Source organism: Pseudomonas sp. MSSRFD41 (genome assembly GCF_014230245.1).
In the GTDB taxonomy this organism is placed as follows: domain Bacteria; phylum Pseudomonadota; class Gammaproteobacteria; order Pseudomonadales; family Pseudomonadaceae; genus Aquipseudomonas; species Aquipseudomonas piscis.
The window spans coordinates 200,707-221,836 of sequence record NZ_JACKZK010000007.1 but is presented as its reverse complement, the minus strand read 5'-3'; the positions used below and the strand labels follow the sequence as shown (position 1 = coordinate 221,836).

General features: G+C 61.0%; 19 protein-coding genes. 16 read left to right on the top strand and 3 right to left on the bottom strand.

The annotated features are described in order from the left end of the window. Positions 1 to 68: 68 nt before the first annotated feature. The 3 genes from aat (at position 69) to infA (ending at position 1,834) form a co-directional block, all read left to right on the top strand. Entirely contained in the window at positions 69 to 749 is a 681-nt protein-coding gene (gene aat, locus H7A76_RS13915) for a leucyl/phenylalanyl-tRNA--protein transferase (protein WP_185699015.1), read from the top strand. A gap of 58 nt (positions 750 to 807) precedes the next feature. After that, positions 808 to 1,515, top strand: coding sequence for an arginyltransferase (locus tag H7A76_RS13910; protein WP_053136616.1), 708 nt, complete (start codon positions 808 to 810; stop codon positions 1,513 to 1,515). 100 nt (positions 1,516 to 1,615) lie between these two features. Next, on the top strand, positions 1,616 to 1,834 hold the full coding sequence (gene infA, locus H7A76_RS13905; protein WP_002553999.1) for a translation initiation factor IF-1: 219 nt from the start codon (positions 1,616 to 1,618) through the stop codon (positions 1,832 to 1,834). 141 nt (positions 1,835 to 1,975) lie between these two features. Here the strand turns inward: infA and clpA are convergent, their stop codons facing one another. Both clpA and clpS read right to left on the bottom strand, forming a co-directional pair. Beyond that, positions 1,976 to 4,246, bottom strand: a complete 2,271-nt coding sequence (clpA, locus tag H7A76_RS13900; RefSeq protein ID WP_185699014.1) for an ATP-dependent Clp protease ATP-binding subunit ClpA — start codon at positions 4,244 to 4,246, stop codon at positions 1,976 to 1,978. Between the two features lie 29 nt (positions 4,247 to 4,275). Continuing rightward, on the bottom strand, positions 4,276 to 4,638 hold the full coding sequence (gene clpS, locus H7A76_RS13895) for an ATP-dependent Clp protease adapter ClpS (RefSeq protein ID WP_011062173.1): 363 nt from the start codon (positions 4,636 to 4,638) through the stop codon (positions 4,276 to 4,278). Positions 4,639 to 4,861: 223 nt separating this feature from the next. On the opposite strand from clpS, the gene cspD reads away from it, so the two are divergent. Further along, on the top strand, positions 4,862 to 5,119 hold the full coding sequence (cspD, locus tag H7A76_RS13890; protein WP_185699013.1) for a cold shock domain-containing protein CspD: 258 nt from the start codon (positions 4,862 to 4,864) through the stop codon (positions 5,117 to 5,119). Between the two features lie 78 nt (positions 5,120 to 5,197). Here cspD and icd read toward each other — a convergent pair whose 3' ends face one another. Then, positions 5,198 to 6,454, bottom strand: coding sequence for an NADP-dependent isocitrate dehydrogenase (icd, locus tag H7A76_RS13885; protein WP_011062175.1), 1,257 nt, complete (start codon positions 6,452 to 6,454; stop codon positions 5,198 to 5,200). A 507-nt stretch (positions 6,455 to 6,961) separates the two neighbouring features. Here icd and H7A76_RS13880 point away from each other — a divergent pair. The 12 genes from H7A76_RS13880 to nuoC all read left to right on the top strand — a co-directional run bounded on the left by H7A76_RS13880 (position 6,962) and on the right by nuoC (position 21,128). After that, positions 6,962 to 9,187, top strand: a complete 2,226-nt coding sequence (locus tag H7A76_RS13880; protein ID WP_185699012.1) for an NADP-dependent isocitrate dehydrogenase — start codon at positions 6,962 to 6,964, stop codon at positions 9,185 to 9,187. 209 nt (positions 9,188 to 9,396) lie between these two features. Continuing rightward, positions 9,397 to 9,843, top strand: coding sequence for an NUDIX hydrolase (locus H7A76_RS13875; RefSeq protein ID WP_185699011.1), 447 nt, complete (start codon positions 9,397 to 9,399; stop codon positions 9,841 to 9,843). A 71-nt stretch (positions 9,844 to 9,914) separates the two neighbouring features. After that, positions 9,915 to 11,048, top strand: a complete 1,134-nt coding sequence (gene mnmA, locus H7A76_RS13870; RefSeq protein WP_185699010.1) for a tRNA 2-thiouridine(34) synthase MnmA — start codon at positions 9,915 to 9,917, stop codon at positions 11,046 to 11,048. Continuing rightward, positions 11,045 to 11,668: a high frequency lysogenization protein HflD gene (hflD, locus tag H7A76_RS13865; protein WP_185699009.1), complete on the top strand. Its 624-nt coding sequence runs from the start codon at positions 11,045 to 11,047 to the stop codon at positions 11,666 to 11,668. Before mnmA ends, hflD begins: the two co-directional genes overlap by 4 nt. A 128-nt stretch (positions 11,669 to 11,796) precedes the next feature. Continuing rightward, positions 11,797 to 13,167, top strand: coding sequence for an adenylosuccinate lyase (gene purB, locus H7A76_RS13860; protein ID WP_185699008.1), 1,371 nt, complete (start codon positions 11,797 to 11,799; stop codon positions 13,165 to 13,167). 83 nt (positions 13,168 to 13,250) lie between these two features. After that, complete coding sequence (locus tag H7A76_RS13855) at positions 13,251 to 14,420, top strand: cupin domain-containing protein (RefSeq protein WP_185699007.1); 1,170 nt, start codon at positions 13,251 to 13,253, stop codon at positions 14,418 to 14,420. Next, positions 14,413 to 14,835 (top strand): GNAT family N-acetyltransferase, encoded by a 423-nt coding sequence (locus H7A76_RS13850; RefSeq protein WP_022639642.1) that lies wholly within the window; start codon positions 14,413 to 14,415, stop codon positions 14,833 to 14,835. The genes H7A76_RS13855 and H7A76_RS13850 overlap by 8 nt, the downstream gene beginning before the upstream one ends. Positions 14,836 to 15,003: 168 nt before the next feature. Further along, positions 15,004 to 15,774, top strand: a complete 771-nt coding sequence (locus H7A76_RS13845) for a secretin N-terminal domain-containing protein (protein ID WP_185699006.1) — start codon at positions 15,004 to 15,006, stop codon at positions 15,772 to 15,774. Between the two features lie 483 nt (positions 15,775 to 16,257). Continuing rightward, positions 16,258 to 17,583 (top strand): isocitrate lyase, encoded by a 1,326-nt coding sequence (gene aceA, locus H7A76_RS13840; protein ID WP_185699005.1) that lies wholly within the window; start codon positions 16,258 to 16,260, stop codon positions 17,581 to 17,583. Between the two features lie 593 nt (positions 17,584 to 18,176). Next, complete coding sequence (locus H7A76_RS13835) at positions 18,177 to 18,590, top strand: NADH-quinone oxidoreductase subunit A (protein ID WP_185699004.1); 414 nt, start codon at positions 18,177 to 18,179, stop codon at positions 18,588 to 18,590. A gap of 10 nt (positions 18,591 to 18,600) precedes the next feature. Further along, positions 18,601 to 19,275: a NuoB/complex I 20 kDa subunit family protein gene (locus H7A76_RS13830; RefSeq protein WP_022639646.1), complete on the top strand. Its 675-nt coding sequence runs from the start codon at positions 18,601 to 18,603 to the stop codon at positions 19,273 to 19,275. A gap of 71 nt (positions 19,276 to 19,346) precedes the next feature. After that, complete coding sequence (nuoC, locus tag H7A76_RS13825) at positions 19,347 to 21,128, top strand: NADH-quinone oxidoreductase subunit C/D (protein ID WP_185699003.1); 1,782 nt, start codon at positions 19,347 to 19,349, stop codon at positions 21,126 to 21,128. The last annotated feature ends 2 nt before the right edge of the window (positions 21,129 to 21,130 follow it).

Sequence of the window (21,130 nt, the reverse complement as noted above, 5' to 3'; positions counted from 1 at the left end):
CGCCCTAGGCTTGTGGCGGGTCGCCTGGCGACCTGCCACCGCCCTCCCCTGCCGTAAGTCTGGATGCCATGCTGACCTGGTTACAACGCAACAACCTTGACTTTCCCCCTCTGGAAAAAGCCATGCGCGAACCCAACGGCCTGCTGGCCGCGGGGGGCGACCTCTCGGCCGAACGCCTGGTCCAGGCCTACCGCCACGGCTGCTTTCCCTGGTTTTCCGAGGGCCAGCCGATCCTCTGGTGGTCGCCGGATCCGCGCACCGTGTTGTTTCCGAACGAACTGCATGTATCTCGCAGCCTGGCCAAGCTCCTGCGCCAGCAGCGCTACCAGGTCACGTTCGATCGGGACTTCGCCGCGGTCATCAGCGCCTGCGCGGCCCCCCGGGCCTATGCCGACGGTACCTGGATCAGCGAGGCGATGCAGAACGCCTACCTGCAACTGCACCAGCGTGGCTACGCCCATTCGGTGGAGGTCTGGGACCAGGGAGTACTGGTGGGTGGGCTTTACGGACTGGCCATGGGACAACTGTTCTTCGGCGAATCGATGTTCAGCCGCGCCGACAATGCATCGAAGTTCGGTTTCGCCACGCTGGTGCAGCGACTGAAGGACTGGGGCTTCGTCCTGATCGACTGCCAAATGCCTACCAACCACCTGCATAGCCTGGGTGCTCGCGCCATTACCCGCCAGGAATTTTCCAATTACCTGGAACGCCATCTGGACCAGCCGAGCCGTGCCACATGGGTTTGTTAGGCGGGTTTGGCGGGGGTGGCTTACACTTAGAGCCACAGCTTATCCCGAGGGTTGACTCATGACCGAGTTGGCGCGCCTGAAGTTTTATGCCACTCAACCCCATTCTTGCAGCTACCTGCCCGGCGAACAGGCCACTACCCTGTTCCTCGATCCCAGCCAGCCCATGGATGTGCATGTCTATGCGGATCTGTCGGAAATGGGCTTTCGCCGCAGCGGCGATCATCTATATCGGCCTCATTGCCAAAACTGCAACGCTTGTGTGCCGGCGCGCATCCCGGCAGCGCAGTTCCTGCCCAATCGCCAGCAAAAACGCATCCTCAAACGCAACAGCGACCTGACCGTGCAAGCGGCCAAACCCAGTTTCAGCGAAGAATATTTCGACCTGTACCAGCGCTACATCGAGCAACGCCACGCCGATGGCGACATGTTCCCTCCCAGCCGCGACCAATTCTCGACTTTCCTGGTCCGCGACCTGCCCTTCTCGCGCTTCTATGAGTTCCGCCTCGAGGGCCGCTTGCTGGCCGTAGCCGTCACCGACCTGCTGCCCAACGGTTTGTCGGCGGTCTATACCTTCTATGAACCCGACGAAGAACGCCGCAGCCTCGGGCGCTACGCGATCCTCTGGCAGATCGGCGAAACCCTGCGCCTGGGCCTTGACGCGGTCTATCTCGGCTACTGGATCAAGAACTGCAAAAAGATGAATTACAAGACTCAATACCGCCCCATCGAGCTTCTGATCAACCAGCGCTGGGTGCTCCTGAACTAGAAGGTCTTGGCTTGAACCCCACTTTTCGGGCACAATGCACGCCGCTTTTGCCTGGCGCAGTTGCACCGGGCCATTAACTGGACACCGAGGGCTTTACTGCATGTCGAAAGAAGACAGCTTCGAAATGGAAGGCACTGTCGTCGACACCCTGCCCAACACCATGTTTCGCGTGGAGTTGGAAAATGGGCACGTCGTAACCGCGCACATCTCCGGCAAGATGCGCAAGAACTACATTCGTATTCTTACCGGTGACAAGGTGCGCGTCGAGCTGACGCCCTATGACTTGAGCAAAGGGCGTATCACTTACCGCGCTCGCTAAGCAAGTCAATACAAGACGCCCGGCCAAGCCGGGCGTTTTTGTTGGCGCCTGAAAAACCTGCCTGCGGGTTTCAATATCCATTCTCCAGACAGCACAAAGGCACCTTGCGGTGCCTTTGGCATTTCTACGGGACGAACTCTATCAGGCCATTTCCGCCGTGGTTTCGAAATCGAAGGTCAGCTCGCCATCCTTGATGTCGATATGCACCACACCGCCATGGTCGGACAACTCGCCGAATAGGATCTCTTCGGCCAACGGACGCTTGATCTTGTCCTGGATCAGGCGCGCCATCGGACGAGCCCCCATGGCTACGTCGTAGCCACCGGCGGCCAGCCAGCTGCGGGCGGCATCGGTCACTTCCAGCTGCACGCGCTTGTCTTCCAACTGCGCCTGAAGCTCGGTAAGGAACTTGTCCACCACGCTCTTGATCACTTCATGACTCAAGCGACCGAACTGGATGATGGTATCCAGGCGGTTGCGGAACTCCGGCGTGAAGCTCTTCTTGATCACTTCCATGGCATCGGAAGAATGGTCCTGATGAGTGAAACCGATGGAAGCTCGCGCCGCGGTTTCAGCACCGGCGTTGGTGGTCATGATGATGATCACGTTGCGGAAATCCGCCTTGCGTCCGTTGTTGTCGGTCAGGGTCCCGTGATCCATCACCTGCAGAAGCAGGTTGAAGACTTCCGGATGGGCCTTCTCGATCTCATCGAGCAGCAGCACGCAGTGCGGTTGCTTGGTGATCGCCTCGGTCAGCAGGCCGCCCTGGTCGAAACCGACATAACCGGGAGGCGCGCCGATCAGCCGCGAAACGGTATGCCGCTCCATGTACTCGGACATGTCGAAGCGCACCAGCTCGATCCCCATGGCCTTGGCCAATTGGCGAGCCGCTTCGGTCTTGCCGACGCCAGTAGGACCGGCGAACAGGAAGGAACCGACCGGCTTGTCCGGCGATTTCAGACCCGCACGGGACAACTTGATGGCGGTGGCCAACGAGTCGATCGCCGCATCCTGGCCGAATACCGTCAGCTTGAGATCACGCTCGAGGTTGCGCAGCAGCTCCTTATCGGAACTGGTGACATGTTTCGGCGGAATACGGGCAATTTTCGCCACGATGTCTTCGACCTGTGCCACTTCGATGCGCTTGACGCGCTTCTCGGCAGGCTGCAGGCGCTGGAAGGCGCCCGCCTCGTCGATGACGTCGATGGCCTTGTCCGGCATATGCCGGTCATTGATGTAGCGCGAGGCCAGTTCCGCCGCCGCGCGCAGGGCTTCGTCGCTGTATTCGATGCTGTGGTGCTGCTCGAAACGAGCCTTGAGCCCGCGCAGGATACCGATGGTGTCTTCGACCGAAGGCTCGGTGACGTCGACCTTCTGGAAGCGCCGGGCCAGGGCCCGATCTTTCTCGAAAATTCCACGGAACTCCTGGAAAGTGGTCGAGCCGATGCAACGGATGTCACCGGAAGAAAGCAGTGGCTTGAGCAGGTTGGAGGCATCCATCACCCCACCGGACGCCGCGCCGGCACCGATGATGGTATGGATCTCGTCGATGAACAGGATCGCCTGCGGACGCTTCTTCAGCTCACCCAAAAGCGCCTTGAAGCGCTTCTCGAAGTCGCCGCGGTACTTGGTACCGGCCAGCAAGGCACCGAGATCCAGGGAATACACCACGCTGTTGATCAGCAGATCAGGTACCTGGTTGTCGACGATACGCTTGGCCAGGCCTTCGGCAATCGCGGTCTTGCCCACGCCTGCCTCGCCCACCAACAACGGATTGTTCTTGCGCCGGCGAGCCAGGATCTGCGCCACGCGCTCGACCTCGTGCTCACGCCCGACCAATGGATCGATACGCCCCTGGCGGGCCAGTTCGTTGAGATTGCTGGCATAGGCATCCAGAGGATTGCCCGAAGAAGACGACTCACCACCCTCCTCGTCCTGCATTTCCTGCTCACCCTCGGAATGATCGCCATGCCCTGGCACTTTGGAGATGCCATGGGCGATATAGTTGACCACGTCGATGCGGGCAACGCTCTGCTGCTTGAGCAGGAACACTGCCTGGCTCTCCTGCTCGCTGAAGATCGCTACCAATACGTTGGCACCGGTTACTTCACGCTTGCCCGAACTCTGCACATGAAATACCGCGCGCTGCAGCACCCGCTGGAAACCCAGGGTTGGCTGAGTCTCGCGATCTTCATCGTGCACAGGAATCAATGGCGTAGTGGAGTCGATGAACTCCTGCAGGTCATGCTTGAGCTTGTCGAGGTTCGCTCCGCAGGCACGGAGAACAGTGGCAGCGGCCTCATTATCCAATAGAGCCAACAGGAGATGTTCGACGGTCATGAACTCATGACGCTTCGAACGAGCCTCCTTGAAGGCGAGATTGAGGGTGACTTCGAGCTCACGGTTTAACATAGCTTCACCTCATACCCAAGTGGTCGGCGTTAACCGTCCTTCTCGATTTCACAGAGTAGCGGATGCTGGCTTTCCCTGGCGTACTGGTTGACCTGCATGGCCTTGGTCTCGGCGATGTCGCGGGTAAACAATCCACACACTGCCCGCCCTTCGGTATGGACGGCCAGCATGACCTTGGTCGCCAGCTCGCGATTCAGGTTAAAAAACATCTCGAGCACTTCGACGACGAAATCCATCGGGGTGTAGTCATCGTTGAACAAAACCACCTTGTACATCGGCGGCGCCTGAAGCGCAGGCTTGGCCTCCTGTACCGCCAAGCCAGCGGAATCGTCGTCGTGCAAGTCCGGGCGATCCTGATTGAATGTTAGTCGAATCTGGCTGATTGCATGCATGGAAAGAAGGTTCGTCAGTTGTGCGAATACAGTGGTGGGGGCGCCCTGGGGGGAATTCAACTCCGACCGCCGGGTCACCTTGACTATCGGCAAAACGGTGTTACAACCAATAGGGCCCACATTGGGTAATAAACGTCCACGGCGTCAACCTTTTTACCAAGTTTGGCGGTGGATGAACTGGATGATACTCCAGTGATGGAGTCTGTTGCAGAGGGATATGAGTATGGCTAGCGGTAAGGTCAAGTGGTTCAACAATGCCAAGGGTTACGGCTTTATTAATGAGGAGGGCAAGAGCGACGATCTCTTCGCCCACTACTCGGCCATCGAAATGGATGGCTACAAGACCTTGAAAGCCGGACAGGCCGTGAGCTTCGAGATCATCCAAGGACCCAAGGGGCTGCATGCGGTCAAGATAAGCTCCTTGAAGGCGCCCGGAGAAATCCTTGCCGCCGAGGCCCAGCCTGAAAGCGCCTTGAGCTGATTTACCCAACATCCAGTCATAAAAAACCGGCCGATTCAAAGGATTGAATCGGCCGGTTCGTTTTGCTCGCCGCGTGGCTTACATGTGCGAGATCAGTGCATCACCGAAGGCCGAGGAAGACAGCAGGGTCGCACCGTCCATCAGGCGTTCGAAGTCATAGGTCACCGTCTTGGCCGAGATCGCGCCGTTGGTGCCCTTGATGATCAGGTCCGCCGCTTCGGTCCAGCCCATGTGGCGCAGCATCATCTCGGCGGAGAGGATCAGCGAGCCCGGGTTGACCTGGTCCTTGCCGGCATACTTGGGCGCGGTACCGTGGGTCGCTTCGAACATGGCCACGGTGTCGGACAGGTTGGCGCCTGGAGCGATACCGATGCCGCCTACTTCGGCCGCCAGGGCGTCGGACAGGTAGTCACCGTTGAGGTTGAGGGTAGCAATTACGTCATACTCGGCCGGACGCAGCAGGATCTGCTGGAGCATGGCATCGGCGATGGCATCCTTGACGATGACGTTCTTGCCGGTCTTGGGATTCTTGAACTGCATCCACGGACCACCGTCCAGCAGGGTCGCGCCGAACTCCTCGGCCGCCACTTCATAGGCCCACTCCTTGAAGGCACCTTCGGTGAACTTCATGATGTTGCCCTTGTGCACGATGGTCAGCGAATCACGATCGTTGTCCACCACGTATTGCAGCGCCTTGCGCGCCAGGCGCTTGGTGCCCTGCAGGGAAACCGGCTTGACGCCGATGCCGCAGTTTTCGTCGAAACGGATCTTGGTGACGCCCATTTCCTCTTTAAGGAACTTGATCACCTTGGTGGCCTCGGCCGAACCGGCTTTCCACTCGATACCGGCATAGATGTCCTCGGAGTTCTCGCGGAAGATGGTCATGTCCACATCGCCAGGCTTCTTCACCGGGCTGGGCACGCCTTCGAACCAGCGCACCGGACGCAGGCACACATACAGGTCCAGCTGCTGGCGCAGCGCCACGTTCAGGGAGCGGATGCCGCCACCGACCGGAGTGGTCAGCGGGCCCTTGATGGAAACCACGTAGTCCTTCACCGCATCCAGGGTTTCCTGGGGAAGCCAGGTGTCCTGGTCGTACACTTGAGTCGCTTTTTCCCCGGCATACACTTCCATCCAGGAAATCTTGCGTTCGCCGCCGTAGGCTTTTTTCACTGCAGCATCGACAACCTTGATCATGACCGGGCTGATATCGACACCAATACCGTCGCCTTCGATGAAAGGGATAATCGGGTTGTTAGGAACATTGAGAGAATGGTCTGCATTGACGGTGATTTTGTCGCCGACTGCTGGAACCTGAATCTTCTTGTATCCCATGCTGAACTCCGTTGTGTGGATTGAACATCTGGCTGCATTCGAGCGTAACCCAGTTGTATCTGGACGGGAACCTCATGTTCCACCCGGATGCCGTGAAAGCGTTGCAACTCGCGGCCTACAAGCCTGAACGAAAAGGGAAAAGCGCCAAATTCAAGCACTGGCGACGACTCTACGCCGTCACCTTGCCTGCGACCTTTAGACCAATGGACGAGCGCCCACACATATGAAGCACCGGCGTTTTGCTAGCCACCTATGTATAATGCCGCCGCTGACCACAGAGTCACGACGGCCGAACGCTCTGCAACCGGAAAAAGACTAGCCGAGACTGGCCGCACGAAGCCGGGTTGTTACCGCAACCCACCCGCTTGACGCTCGACTGATGCACCCAACATCACCGCGAAGAAACCTCGACATTCGGCTCATGGATGACCTTTGAACGAAAGCGCTTTACCCGGCGCACCTCGAGTTTCTGCGCACGCTTTAGCAAAGAAGAGAGTTAATCCGAATATGCCCACCCGCTCGAAGATCATCTACACCTTCACCGACGAAGCCCCCGCCCTCGCCACCTATTCCCTGCTGCCTATCGTAGAAGCCTTCACCGCTTCGGCTGATATCGCCGTGGAAACCCGCGACATTTCCCTGGCCGGGCGCATCCTCGCCAGCTTCCCCGAGCAGTTGGACAGCAAAGCCGTGCCGGATCACCTCGCCGAACTGGGCGAGCTGGCGGTCACCCCGCAAGCCAACATCATCAAGCTGCCGAACATCAGCGCCTCGGTACCGCAGCTGCAGGCCGCGATCAAGGAACTGCAAGCCCAGGGCTACGCCCTGCCGGACTACCCGGAAAACGCCACCACCGACGCCGAGAAAGACGCCAAGGCCCGTTACGACAAGGTCAAGGGCAGCGCCGTGAACCCGGTCCTGCGTGAAGGCAACTCCGACCGCCGCGCCCCGCTGTCGGTCAAGAACTACGCGCGCAAGCACCCGCACAAGATGGGTACCTGGGCCCCGGACTCCAAGTCCCATGTAGCCCACATGAGCAACGGCGACTTCTACGGCAGCGAGAAGGCCGCGCTGATCGAAGCCGCAGACAACGTCAAGATCGAGTTGATCGCCCAGGACGGCACCGCCACCGTCCTGAAGGAAAAGACCAGCGTACAAGCCGGTGAGATCCTCGACTGCGCCGTAATGAGCAAGAAGGCCCTGCGCGCTTTCATCGCCGCCGAAATCGAAGACGCCAAGGCAAAGGGCGTACTGCTGTCGGTCCACCTGAAAGCCACCATGATGAAGGTCTCCGACCCGATCATGTTCGGCCAGATCGTTGCCGAGTTCTACCAGGACGCCCTGGCCAAGCACGCCCAAGTGCTGCAGGAAATCGGCTTCAACCTGAACAACGGCATCGGCGACCTGTACGCCCGCATCAAGGCCCTGCCAGCCGAGCAGCAAGCTGCGATCGAAGCTGACATCCAGGCCGTCTACGCCGCTCGCCCTGCCCTGGCCATGGTCAACTCCGACAAGGGCATCACCAACCTGCACGTGCCGAGCGACGTGATCGTCGATGCCTCGATGCCGGCCATGATCCGTGACTCCGGCAAGATGTGGGGCACCGACGGCCAGTTGCACGACACCAAGGCGGTGATTCCGGATCGTTGCTACGCCACCATCTACCAGGCCGTGATTGAAGACTGCAAAGCCAATGGCGCCTTCGATCCGACCACCATGGGCAGCGTGCCGAACGTTGGCCTGATGGCGAAAAAAGCCGAAGAGTACGGCTCCCACGACAAGACCTTCCAGATCAAGGCCGACGGCGTGGTACGCGTTACCGACAGCAAGGGCAACCTGCTGCTGGAACAGACAGTCGAGGCCGGCGATATCTTCCGCATGTGCCAGACCAAGGACGCGCCGATCCAGGACTGGGTCAAGCTGGCCGTCAACCGCGCCCGTGCCAGCAGCACCCCGGCGATCTTCTGGCTCGACCCGATGCGCGCCCACGACGGCGTGATGATCGAGAAGGTCCAGGCCTACCTGAAGGACCACGACACCAGCGACCTGGACATCCGCATCATGTCGCCGGTCGAAGCCATGAAGTTCACCCTGGCCCGCACCCGCGACGGCAAGGACACCATCTCGGTGACCGGTAACGTACTGCGTGACTACCTGACCGACCTGTTCCCGATCATGGAACTGGGCACCAGCGCCAAGATGCTGTCGATCGTGCCGCTGATGAACGGTGGCGGCCTGTTCGAGACCGGTGCCGGCGGTTCCGCTCCGAAGCACGTGCAACAGCTGCTGGAAGAGAACTTCCTGCGCTGGGACTCCCTGGGTGAGTTCCTGGCCCTGGCCGCCTCCCTGGAACACCTGGGCAACACCTACGACAACGCCAAGGCCCTGGTCCTGGCCAAGACCCTGGACCAGGCCACCGGCCAGTTCCTGGACAACAACAAGTCGCCATCGCGCAAAGTCGGCAACATCGACAACCGCGGCAGCCACTTCTACCTGGCGCTGTACTGGGCCCAGGCCCTGGCAGCCCAGGCCGAGGACGCAGCACTGCAAGCGCAGTTCGCTCCCCTGGCCAAGGCCCTGACCGAGAACGAAGCGACCATCGTCGCCGAGCTCAACGGCGTACAAGGCAAGCCAGTGGACATCGGCGGCTACTACGCAGCCAACCCTGAGCTGGTGAGCAAGGCCATGCGCCCCAGCGCCACCCTCAACGCGGCTATCGCTGCGCTGGCTTAAGCCATACCGCTGCAACGCAAACCCCGGCCCCGTGCCGGGGTTTGTGCTTTCTGGACCACACCTCCACCGCAGGAGCAAAGCTTGCTCGCGACAGAAGCGCCGCGGCGACTCAGCCGAAACGCGCTGCCTTCATCGCGAGCAAGCTTCGCTCCTACAGGGGTCAGCGTTCGTTTTATGATGATCGTCCCATTCAAGACAGAGTCTTATCCATGCAATGGCAACCCCATATCACCGTCGCCACTATCGTCGAGGACCAGGGACGCTTCCTGTTCGTCGAGGAATTCCAGGGCGAACAGGCCGTGCTCAACCAGCCCGCCGGACACCTGGACGCCAATGAGAGCCTGCTGCAGGCAGCCGTGCGCGAAACCCTCGAGGAAACCGGCTGGGACGTGGAATTGACCGGCGTAGTGGGCATCTACCTCTACACCGCCCCCAGTAACGGCGTGACCTACCAGCGCGTGTGCTTCGCCGCCAGGCCGCTGCGCCACCATCCCGACTACCGACTGGACCACGGCATCATCGGCCCACGCTGGCTGACCCGCGAGCAATTGCTGGAGCAGCGCCCCCAGTGGCGCAGCGAGCTGGTCCTGCAGTGCCTGGACGATTACCTGGCTGGCCAACCCCACAGCCTGGCACTGATCCGTCCGTCGCTTTGATCGCAGTTTCCCCCTTGCGGGCGTCAGCCTGTTAGAATCCCGTCCTTTTTCCAGACACCCGTTGAATTCCTATGCGTGAGCCAGCCCCTTCTGACACCCAAAAGAAGCGCGTCATTGTCGGCATGTCCGGCGGCGTGGATTCTTCCGTTTCCGCCCTCCTGCTGATGGAGCAGGGCTACCAGGTGGAAGGCCTGTTCATGAAGAACTGGGAGGAAGACGACGGAACCGAATACTGCACCGCCATGGACGACCTGGCCGACGCCCAGGCCGTCTGCGACAAACTGGGCATCAAGCTGCACACCGCCAACTTCGCCGCCGAGTACTGGGACAACGTGTTCGAGCACTTCCTGGAGGAGTACAAGGCTGGCCGCACGCCGAACCCGGACATCCTGTGCAACCGGGAAATCAAGTTCAAGGCGTTCCTGGACTACGCCATGATGCTCGGCGCCGACCTGATCGCCACCGGCCACTATGTGCGTCGCCGTGATATCGACGGCCGCACCGAATTGCTCAAGGGCCTGGACCCGAACAAGGACCAGAGCTACTTCCTGCATGCAGTGGGCGGCGAGCAGATCGCCAAGACCCTGTTCCCGGTGGGCGAACTGGAAAAACCCGAAGTACGCGCCATTGCCGAGAAACATGACCTGGCCACCGCCAAGAAAAAGGACTCCACCGGCATCTGCTTCATCGGTGAACGACGCTTCAGCGACTTCCTCAAGCAGTACCTGCCGGCCCAGCCCGGCGAGATCAGGACCACCGAGGGCGAAGTCATCGGCCGCCATCACGGCCTGATGTACCACACCATCGGCCAGCGCCAGGGCCTGGGCATCGGCGGCCTGAAGGACGCCGGCGACGAGCCGTGGTACGTGCTGGCCAAGGACCTGGAGCACAACGAGCTGATCGTCGGCCAGGGCAATGACCACCCCTGGTTGTTCTCCCGCGCCCTGCTGGCCTCGGAGATCTATTGGGTCAACCCCGTCGATCTCAGCCAGCCTCGGCGCCTGACCGCCAAGGTGCGCTACCGCCAGGGCGACCAGCTCTGCACCCTGGAAGAGACCGCCAACGGCTACCGCGCGACCTTCGACGATCCGCAACGCGCCGTGACCCCCGGCCAGTCCGTGGTGTTCTATGACGGTGAAATCTGCCTCGGCGGCGGCGTCATCGAAGTCGCCGAGCCCTGGACCAGCAAGGACCAGCGCCCATGAGCCCGATCCAGGAGCAATTAACGGCACTGGGCGGGGTGTTCCTCGCCGCGGTACTGGTGGATCGGATAGCCAAGACCGGCCAAGTCAGCGAAGCGGCCCTGAGCTGCATGCTCGGCAGCCTGCTGATCCGCGACCCCAAGGACACCCTGGAAGTCTATGGCGGCGACGACATCAACCTGCGTGAAGGCTATCGAGCCCTGATCGGTGCCCTGGAGCGCGACCCCAGCTCGCTGCAGCGCGAGCCGTTGCGCTACGCCCTGTCGATGCTCGGCCTGGAACGCCAGCTGGCCAAGCGTGGCGACATGCTCGATACCATCGGCAAGCGCCTGCCGCAGATCCAGTCCCAGGTGGAGCACTTCGGCCCGGCCCATGAAAACGTGATCGCCGCTTGCGGCGGGCTGTACCAGGACACCCTGAGCACCCTGCGCCAGCGCATCCAGGTCCATGGCGACATGCGCAACCTGCAGCAGCCGAGCAACGCCTCGAAGATCCGCGCCCTGCTCCTGGCCGGCATCCGTTCGGCACGCCTGTGGCGGCAGTTGGGCGGCCATCGCTGGCAGCTGGTACTGAGCCGGCGCAAACTGCTCAAAGAACTCTATCCCCTGATGCGCAGCCACTGAGCTGCGCTCGCCCAAGCGTTTTTTTCAAGAGCTGCGCGTAAGACGCTGGTCAGTTGGCAACGGACCGGCGGATATTTTCATGTATGATACGCGCCCCATTTCGTTGCCCGACTGTCCGAGAACACCCCATGCAGCTCTCTTCGCTCACTGCGGTTTCCCCTGTTGACGGCCGCTACGCCGGCAAAACCCAGGCCCTGCGGCCTATTTTCAGCGAATACGGCCTGATCCGTTTCCGCGCCCTGGTCGAGGTGCGCTGGCTCCAGCGCCTGGCCGCCCACCCGCAAATCGCTGAAGTGCCGGCCTTCTCCGCCGACGCCAACGCCCTGCTCAACAGCCTGGCCGACGACTTCGCCCTCGAGCACGCCGAGCGCGTCAAGGAAATCGAGCGCACCACCAACCACGACGTCAAGGCCATCGAATACCTGCTCAAGGAGCAGGCCGCCAAGCTCCCTGAGCTGGCCAAGGTCAGCGAATTCATCCACTTCGCCTGCACCAGCGAGGACATCAACAACCTGTCCCACGCCCTGATGCTGCGCGAAGGCCGCGACAGCGTGCTGCTGCCGCTGATGCGCCAGATCGCCGAGTCGATCCGCGAACTGGCCCACCGCTTCGCCGACGTGCCAATGCTCTCGCGCACCCACGGCCAGCCAGCCTCCCCGACCACCCTGGGCAAGGAACTGGCCAACGTCGTGTACCGCCTGGAGCGCCAGATCGTCCAGGTTGCCGCCGTGCCGCTGCTGGGCAAGATCAACGGCGCCGTGGGCAACTACAACGCCCACCTGTCGGCCTACTCGGACATCGACTGGGAAGCCAACGCCCGCGCCTTCATCGAAGATGAGCTGGGCCTGGCCTTCAACCCCTACACCACGCAGATCGAGCCGCATGACTACATCGCCGAGCTGTTCGACGCCATCGCCCGCTTCAACACCATCCTGATCGACTTCGACCGGGATATCTGGGGCTACATTTCCCTGGGCTACTTCAAGCAGAAGACCATCGCCGGCGAAATCGGCTCCTCGACCATGCCGCACAAGGTCAACCCGATCGACTTCGAGAACTCCGAAGGCAATCTGGGCATCGCCAACGCATTGTTCCAGCACCTGGCCAGCAAACTGCCGATTTCCCGCTGGCAGCGCGACCTGACCGACTCCACCGTGCTGCGCAACCTGGGCGTCGGCTTCGCCCATAGCGTGATCGCCTACGAAGCCAGCCTCAAGGGCATTGGCAAGCTGGAGCTCAATGCCCAGAAGATCGCCGACGACCTGGACGCCTGCTGGGAAGTACTGGCCGAGCCGATCCAGACCGTGATGCGTCGCTACAACATCGAAAACCCGTACGAAAAACTCAAGGAACTGACGCGCGGCAAGGGCATCAGCCCAGAAGCGCTGCAGACCTTCATCGACGGGCTGGACATGCCGGCGACCGCCAAGGCCGAGCTGAAGCAGCTCACCCCGGCCAGCTACATCGGCAACGCCGCGGCCCAGGCAAAACGCATCTGAAGCGCGGCCTGACCTTCTGACGCCCGGCCGCGCCGGGCGTTTTTATTCCTGCTAGAAAAATACATTTTTTCAATAGGTTACACATGAATCCTGATACTCCCCTGCAACTTCTGGGCGGCCTTACCGCGCGGGAATTCCTGCGCGACTACTGGCAGAAGAAACCGCTGCTGGTGCGCCAGGCCATGCCTGACTTCCAAAGCCCGATCGATGCCGACGAACTGGCCGGCCTGGCCCTGGAAGAAGAAGTCGAGTCGCGCCTGGTGATCGAAAACGGCGAACGCCCCTGGGAACTGCGTCGCGGCCCTTTCGCCGAGGACGAATTCAGCAAGCTGCCCGAGCGCGACTGGACCCTGCTGGTGCAAGCGGTGGATCAGTTCGTGCCGGAAGTCGCCGAACTGCTGGAGCATTTCCGCTTCCTGCCCAGCTGGCGTATCGACGACGTGATGATCAGCTTCGCCGCCCCTGGCGGTAACGTCGGCCCGCACTTCGACAACTACGACGTGTTCCTGCTGCAGGGCCACGGCAAGCGCAACTGGAAGATCGGCCAGATGTGCGACGCCGACAGCCCGTTGCTGCAGCACGCGGACCTGCGCATCCTCGCCGAATTCGAAGAAACCGAAAGCTGGGTCCTGGAACCCGGCGACATGCTGTACCTGCCGCCACGCCTGGCCCACTACGGCGTCGCGGTCAACGATTGCATGACCTACTCGGTAGGTTTCCGCGCACCGAGCGCCGCCGAAGTGCTGACCCACTTCACCGACTTCCTCAGCCAGTTCCTGCCGGACGAAGAGCGCTATACCGACGCCGACGCACAACCGGCCATCGATCCGCACCAGATCCAGCACGACGCCCTCGACCGCCTCAAGGGCCTGCTGGCCGAACACATGGGCGACGAACGCCTGCTGCTGACCTGGTTCGGCCAGTTCATGACCGAGCCGCGCTATCCGGAGCTGGTGACAGGCCCGGAAGCGATGGAAGAAGACGAACTGCTGGACAGCCTGGAACAGGGCGCGGTGTTGATTCGCAACCCGAGCGCACGCCTGGCCTGGTCCGAGGTGGACGAAGACTTGTTACTGTTTGCCAGCGGCCAAAGCCGGTTGCTTCCCGGTAAACTGCGCGAGCTGTTGAAAATGATTTGCGCCGCCGATGCGCTGCACATCGACAACCTCGGCCCCTGGCTGGCGGATGACGACGGACGCGGCCTGCTGTGCGAACTGGTCAAGCAAGGGAGCCTGGGATTTGCCGATGAATAAGATTCACGTACGTGTCGCAGACTGGCAAAAGGATAACGCCGAGATCCGGCGCATTCGTGAAGCGGTATTCATTGCCGAACAATCGGTTCCACCCGAACTGGAGTGGGATTCGGACGACAACGGCGCCGTGCACTTCCTGGCTTTCGAGGGCGACTTCGCCATCGGCACCGCGCGCCTGCTGCCCGACGGCCACGTCGGCCGAGTCTCGGTACTCAAGGACTGGCGCGGCCTGAAAGTCGGCGACGCCTTGATGCGTGCCGTTATCGATGAAGCCGAGAAACGCGGCCTGAAGCAGCAGATGCTCAGCGCCCAGGTCCAGGCGACGCCGTTCTACGAGCGCCTGGGCTTCTCCATCGTCAGCGAGGAATTCCTCGAAGCGGGCATCCCCCACGTCGACATGGTGCGTGGCGCCTGACAGCCCACTCGCCCAAGCGCGTGTAAGACGCCCCGCCATCCCCTGCGCCTCGAGGCCGGGACCAGGATGGCGGGGCGTTTTGCCGTCCGGGATTCAACTTGCCCCACCCTGGGCCGACAAAGTGTCAAACTCAAGGCCTTACGCCAGCTACTCGCGGAGATAACGGATATGTCCCTACGCACCCTGCTCACGACACTGCTGCTGACCTTCAGCTGCTCGGTCATCGCCGCTACCGAAATCGTGCCCCTGAACAACCGCACCAGCGCCGACCTGCTGCCGCTGGCACAGAACTTCATCGGCAAGGACGGCAAGGTCAGCGCCTATGGCAACCAGTTGATCGTCAATGCCGAGCCGGGCCGTATCGCCGAGCTACGCGCCTTCATCGCCCAGCTCGACACCCCGGCCAGGCGCCTGTTGATCACCGTCGACACCAACGAGAACAACTTCCAGGGCAACCAGGGCTACACGATCAACGGTGCGCCACAGGCTCGCATCATCAACCGCAGCACCGAAAGCCGTGACGGCGGCATCCAGCAGGTCCAGGCCAGCGAAGGCGTGCCAGCGCTGATCCAGGTCGGCCAGAGCGTACCCCTGACCAGCACCCAGACCGACTCCTACGGCCGCCTGCTGAACCAGACCCAGTACCGCAACGTCACCCAAGGCTTCTACGTGACGGCCAGCGTCACCGGCGAGACCGTGCACCTGAGCATCAGCACCAACCGTGACCGCATGAGCCAGGAACGTCCTGATGTAGTGAACGTGCAAAGTACCGACACAACGGTCAGCGGACGGCTGGGCGAGTGGATCCCCCTGGCCGGCGTCAACCGCCAGACCCAGGCCGACAAGCAGGGCCTGGGCCGCAGCTACTCGACCCAGGGGCGGGATGACATGACCTTGCGGGTCAAGGTCGACGCCTTGGACCAAGGCACCGAAAACTGACTGATTAGTCGTATTAGACCAAAGATGTAGTGCCTTAAAAAAAGCACTACAAAACATTTGACGAGCCAAAAAACCGCGGGCATGATGGCCTCGCTCCCGCTAATCAGGGGCCCTAGCAAGGGCCTTCGGATCGCCGCTCTAACCCACCCACCTGAGCCGATTCGTGTCTGTACCGCCCACAAGGCGCGTTTGACGAGATTGCGACTGGAACGAAGTTGTCCCGAGGGACGGAAGCGTAATTAGGTAGATCGGCAACACACTGAAGGATCGCATGAAGGCCCACGACGCCCGGATGCGCCCTGCAGCTGGCCTCCACCTGCTCACTTCCCCTCGAGCCCATCGTTCACCCGTCGCCATCGCGCCAGACCGACTTGAGCACCCAGCCCCTGGTCAGCGAACAGCCTTCTACGCACTTTTTCAGGACCTGCGTAATCGGCGGAGCAGGAATTTTCCACCAAGACCTATGCGACGAGGTTTATCTCCATGGCACTGACACGCGAACAGCAAATTGCAGCCCTCGAAAAAGACTGGGCCGAAAACCCGCGCTGGAAAGGCGTGACCCGTACCTACACCGCCGCCGATGTCGTTCGCCTGCGTGGTTCCGTCCAGCCAGAGCACACCCTGGCCCGCATGGGCGCGGAAAAACTGTGGAACCTGGTGACCAAGGGCGCCCACCCATCCTTCCGCCCTGAAAAAGATTTCGTCAACTGCATGGGCGCCCTGACCGGCGGCCAGGCCGTGCAACAGGTCAAGGCTGGCATCCAGGCCATCTACCTGTCCGGCTGGCAAGTGGCTGCCGACAACAACTCGGCCGAGTCCATGTACCCAGACCAGTCGCTGTACCCGGTGGATTCGGTTCCAACCGTGGTCAAGCGCATCAACAACTCGTTCCGTCGTGCCGACCAGATCCAGTGGAAAGCCGGCAAGAACCCAGGTGACGAAGGCTACGTCGACTACTTCGCACCGATCGTGGCTGACGCCGAAGCCGGTTTCGGCGGCGTACTGAACGCCTATGAACTGATGAAGAACATGATCGAGGCAGGCGCCGCCGGCGTTCACTTCGAAGACCAGCTGGCCTCCGTGAAAAAATGCGGCCACATGGGCGGCAAGGTACTGGTTCCGACCCAGGAAGCGGTGCAGAAGCTGACCGCTGCTCGCCTGGCGGCCGACGTTGCCGGCGTACCGACCATCATCCTGGCCCGTACCGACGCCAACGCCGCCGACCTGCTGACCAGCGACTGCGACCCGTACGACCAACCGTTCGTGGTTGGCGAGCGCACCCCGGAAGGCTTCTACAAGGTCCGCGCCGGCCTCGACCAGGCCATCGCCCGCGGCCTGGCCTATGCGCCTTACGCCGACCTGATCTGGTGTGAAACCGCCAAGCCGGACCTGGACGAAGCCCGTCGTTTCGCCGAAGCGATCAAGAAGGAGTACCCGGACCAGATCCTGTCCTACAACTGCTCGCCTTCGTTCAACTGGAAGAAGAACCTGGACGACGCCACCATCGCCAAGTTCCAGCGCGAGCTGTCGGCAATGGGCTACAAGCACCAGTTCATCACCCTGGCCGGCATCCATAACATGTGGCACGGCATGTTCAACCTGGCGCACGACTACGCCCGCAACGACATGACTGCCTACGTGAAGCTGCAAGAGCAGGAATTCGCCGACGCCTCCAAAGGCTACACCTTCGTGGCGCACCAGCAGGAAGTGGGCACCGGCTACTTCGACGACATGACCACCGTGATCCAGGGCGGCAAGTCCTCGGTAACCGCCCTGACCGGCTCCACCGAAGAAGAACAGTTCCACTGATCCAGGCATCACGCCCTGATCGAGCGGCCAATGCAGGCCGGTAAGAACGACTGCACTGCTGTAAATCTGACGCCCCGACTGGTTCGGGGCGTTTTTTTGCCCATCCTGAATTGACCAGGACGATACGGCCGTCATCCTCCTTGCCTTCGCTCCCCCACCACAACGCAACCAACGCACAAAAACTGGCAAAACATTGACCCAGGGCGGCATTCACAGCAGCGAAACAGGCTAAAAGGTACGGTCCTGCTACTTGTAGTAACAGGGATATAACAAGCAACTTTCCCACCCTGTCGAGGAAAGCAGTTTAAATCAGCCCCCAAACAATATTGATTATCATTTAGATATTGCGACTTTCGTTACAGCCACAACAAAAGATAATTAACGAAACTCCCGCTAATGCCCACAGGCCGCGGCCTGCGGCGCTACCGAGGTGAGCTATGTCCTTATTGCGATAAACAATTTCGCTTCAGAAATTTTACTTGCCCGGTGTTTAGCCATAAAATCAGCGCGATTGATTGCACTGCGACATATCGTCACTGCTTTGTTTCTTTATCAAGCTCAGAGACTCTTGCTCTCTGTTAAGGATTACCAGCATGCCCGAAGCGACAGGACTCATGGCCCACAACTGGGGCTTTGCCATTTTCCTTCTGGGTGTTGTCGGCCTATGCGCCTTCATGCTCGGCCTCTCCAGCCTCCTCGGGTCAAAAGCCTGGGGCCGCAGTAAAAACGAACCGTTCGAGTCCGGCATGCTACCTACAGGTGGCGCCCGCTTGCGGCTCTCAGCCAAATTCTATCTGGTCGCGATGCTCTTCGTGATCTTCGATATCGAAGCCCTATTTCTCTTTGCCTGGTCTGTGTCCGTCCGCGAAAGCGGCTGGACCGGATTCGCCGAAGCTCTCGTTTTCATAGCAATTCTGTTGGCAGGTCTTGTCTACCTTTGGCGAGTGGGGGCTCTTGATTGGGCTCCGGAAGGTCGTCGTAAGCGGCAGGCGAAGCTAAAACAATGAGGCTTTGGCAATGCAATACAATCTCACCAGGATCGACCCCGATGCTCCTAACGACCAGTATCCAATCGGCCAGCGGGAAACCGTCGCCGATCCGTTAGAGGATCAGGTCCACAAAAACATCTTCATGGGCAAGCTGGAAGACGTGCTGAGTGGCGCGGTCAACTGGGGGCGCAAGAACTCCCTTTGGCCGTACAACTTCGGTCTCTCCTGCTGCTACGTGGAAATGACCACCGCCTTCACGGCGCCCCATGACATCGCGCGCTTTGGCGCCGAGGTTATCCGGGCATCGCCACGCCAGGCGGACTTCATGGTCATTGCCGGTACCTGCTTCATCAAGATGGCACCGATCATCCAGCGTCTCTACGAGCAAATGCTCGAGCCCAAGTGGGTCATCTCCATGGGTTCGTGCGCCAACTCCGGTGGCATGTACGACATCTACTCCGTAGTTCAGGGGGTGGACAAGTTCCTGCCCGTGGACGTCTACGTACCTGGCTGCCCGCCCCGTCCCGAGGCATTCCTGCAGGGCCTGATGCTCTTGCAAGAATCCATTGGCCAGGAGCGTCGCCCACTTTCCTGGGTCGTCGGCGACCAAGGCGTGTATCGCGCTGAAATGCCGTCGCAGAAGGAACAGCGCCGCGAACAGCGTATTCAGGTCACCAACCTGCGCAGCCCTGACGAAGTCTGATCCAGATCTGTTCTTAACCAAGAAACGACACTGGCTTCACTCTTTACGTTGACCGAAAGCGATAAAAAACCATGACTACAGGCAGTGCTCTGTACATCCCGCCTTATAAGGCTGACGACCAGGATGTGGTCGTCGAACTCAACAACCGTTTTGGCCCCGAGGCGTTCACCGCCCAGGCCACCCGCACCGGCATGCCGGTGCTGTGGGTCGAGCGCTCCAAGCTCGTCGAAGTCCTGACCTTCCTGCGCAACCTGCCCAAGCCGTACGTCATGCTCTATGACCTGCACGGCGTGGACGAGCGCCTGCGCACCAAGCGCCAGGGCCTGCCAGGTGCCGACTTCAGCGTGTTCTACCACCTGCTGTCGATCGAGCGAAACAGCGACGTGATGATCAAGGTGGCCCTGTCCGAGGGCGACCTGAACCTGCCATCCGTGACCAGTATCTGGCCCAACGCCAACTGGTACGAGCGCGAAGTCTGGGACATGTTCGGCATCGATTTCGCCGGCCACCCTCACCTCTCGCGGATCATGATGCCGCCGACCTGGGAAGGTCACCCGTTGCGCAAGGACTTCCCGGCCCGTGCCACCGAATTCGATCCGTTCAGCCTGAACCTGGCCAAGCAGCAGCTCGAAGAAGAAGCCGCCCGCTTCCGCCCTGAAGACTGGGGCATGAAGCGCTCCGGGGCCAACGAGGACTACATGTTCCTCAACCTGGGCCCGAACCACCCTTCCGCCCACGGTGCCTTCCGCATCATCCTGCAACTGGACGGCGAAGAGATCGTCGACTGCGTGCCGGACATCGGCTACCACCACCGGGGCGCCGAGAAGATGGCCGAGCGCCAGTCCTGGCACAGCTTCATCCCCTACACCGACCGCATCGACTACCTCGGCGGGGTGATGAACAACCTGCCGTACGTGCTCTCGGTCGAGAAGCTGGCCGGCATCAAGGTGCCGGAGAAGGTCGACACCATCCGCATCATGCTGGCCGAGTTCTTCCGCATCACCAGCCACCTGCTGTTCCTGGGGACCTACATCCAGGACGTGGGCGCCATGACCCCGGTGTTCTTCACCTTCACCGACCGCCAGCGCGCCTACAAGGTGATCGAAGCCATCACCGGCTTCCGCCTGCACCCGGCCTGGTACCGCATCGGCGGTGTGGCCCACGACCTCCCGCGCGGCTGGGACAAGCTGGTCAAGGAGTTCGTCGACTGGCTGCCCAAGCGCCTCGACGAATACACCAAGGCCGCCCTGCAGAACAGCATCCTGCGTGGCCGGACCATCGGTGTCGCCGCCTACAACACCAAGGAAGCCCTGGAGTGGGGCACCACCGGTGCCGGCCTGCGCTCCACCGGTTGCGACTTCGACCTGCGCAAGGCCCGCCCATACTCGGGTTACGAGAACTTCGAGTTCGAAGTCCCGCTGGGCCACAACGGCGATGCCTACGATCGCTGCATGGTCCGCGTCGAGGAGATGCGCCAGAGTATCCGTATCATCGACCAGTGCCTGCGCAACATGCCGGAAGGCCCGTACAAGGCGGACCACCCGCTGACCACGCCGCCACCTAAAGAGCGCACCCTGCAGCACATCGAGACCTTGATCACGCACTTCCTGCAGGTTTCGTGGGGTCCGGTGATGCCGGCCAACGAATCCTTCCAGATGATCGAAGCGACCAAGGGCATCAACAGCTATTACCTGACGAGCGATGGCGGCACCATGAGCTACCGCACCCGGATCCGTACCCCGAGCTTCGCCCACCTGCAGCAGATCCCTTCGGTGATCCGCGGCAGCATGGTCGCGGACTTGATCGCGTACCTGGGTAGTATCGACTTCGTTATGGCCGACGTGGACCGCTAAGC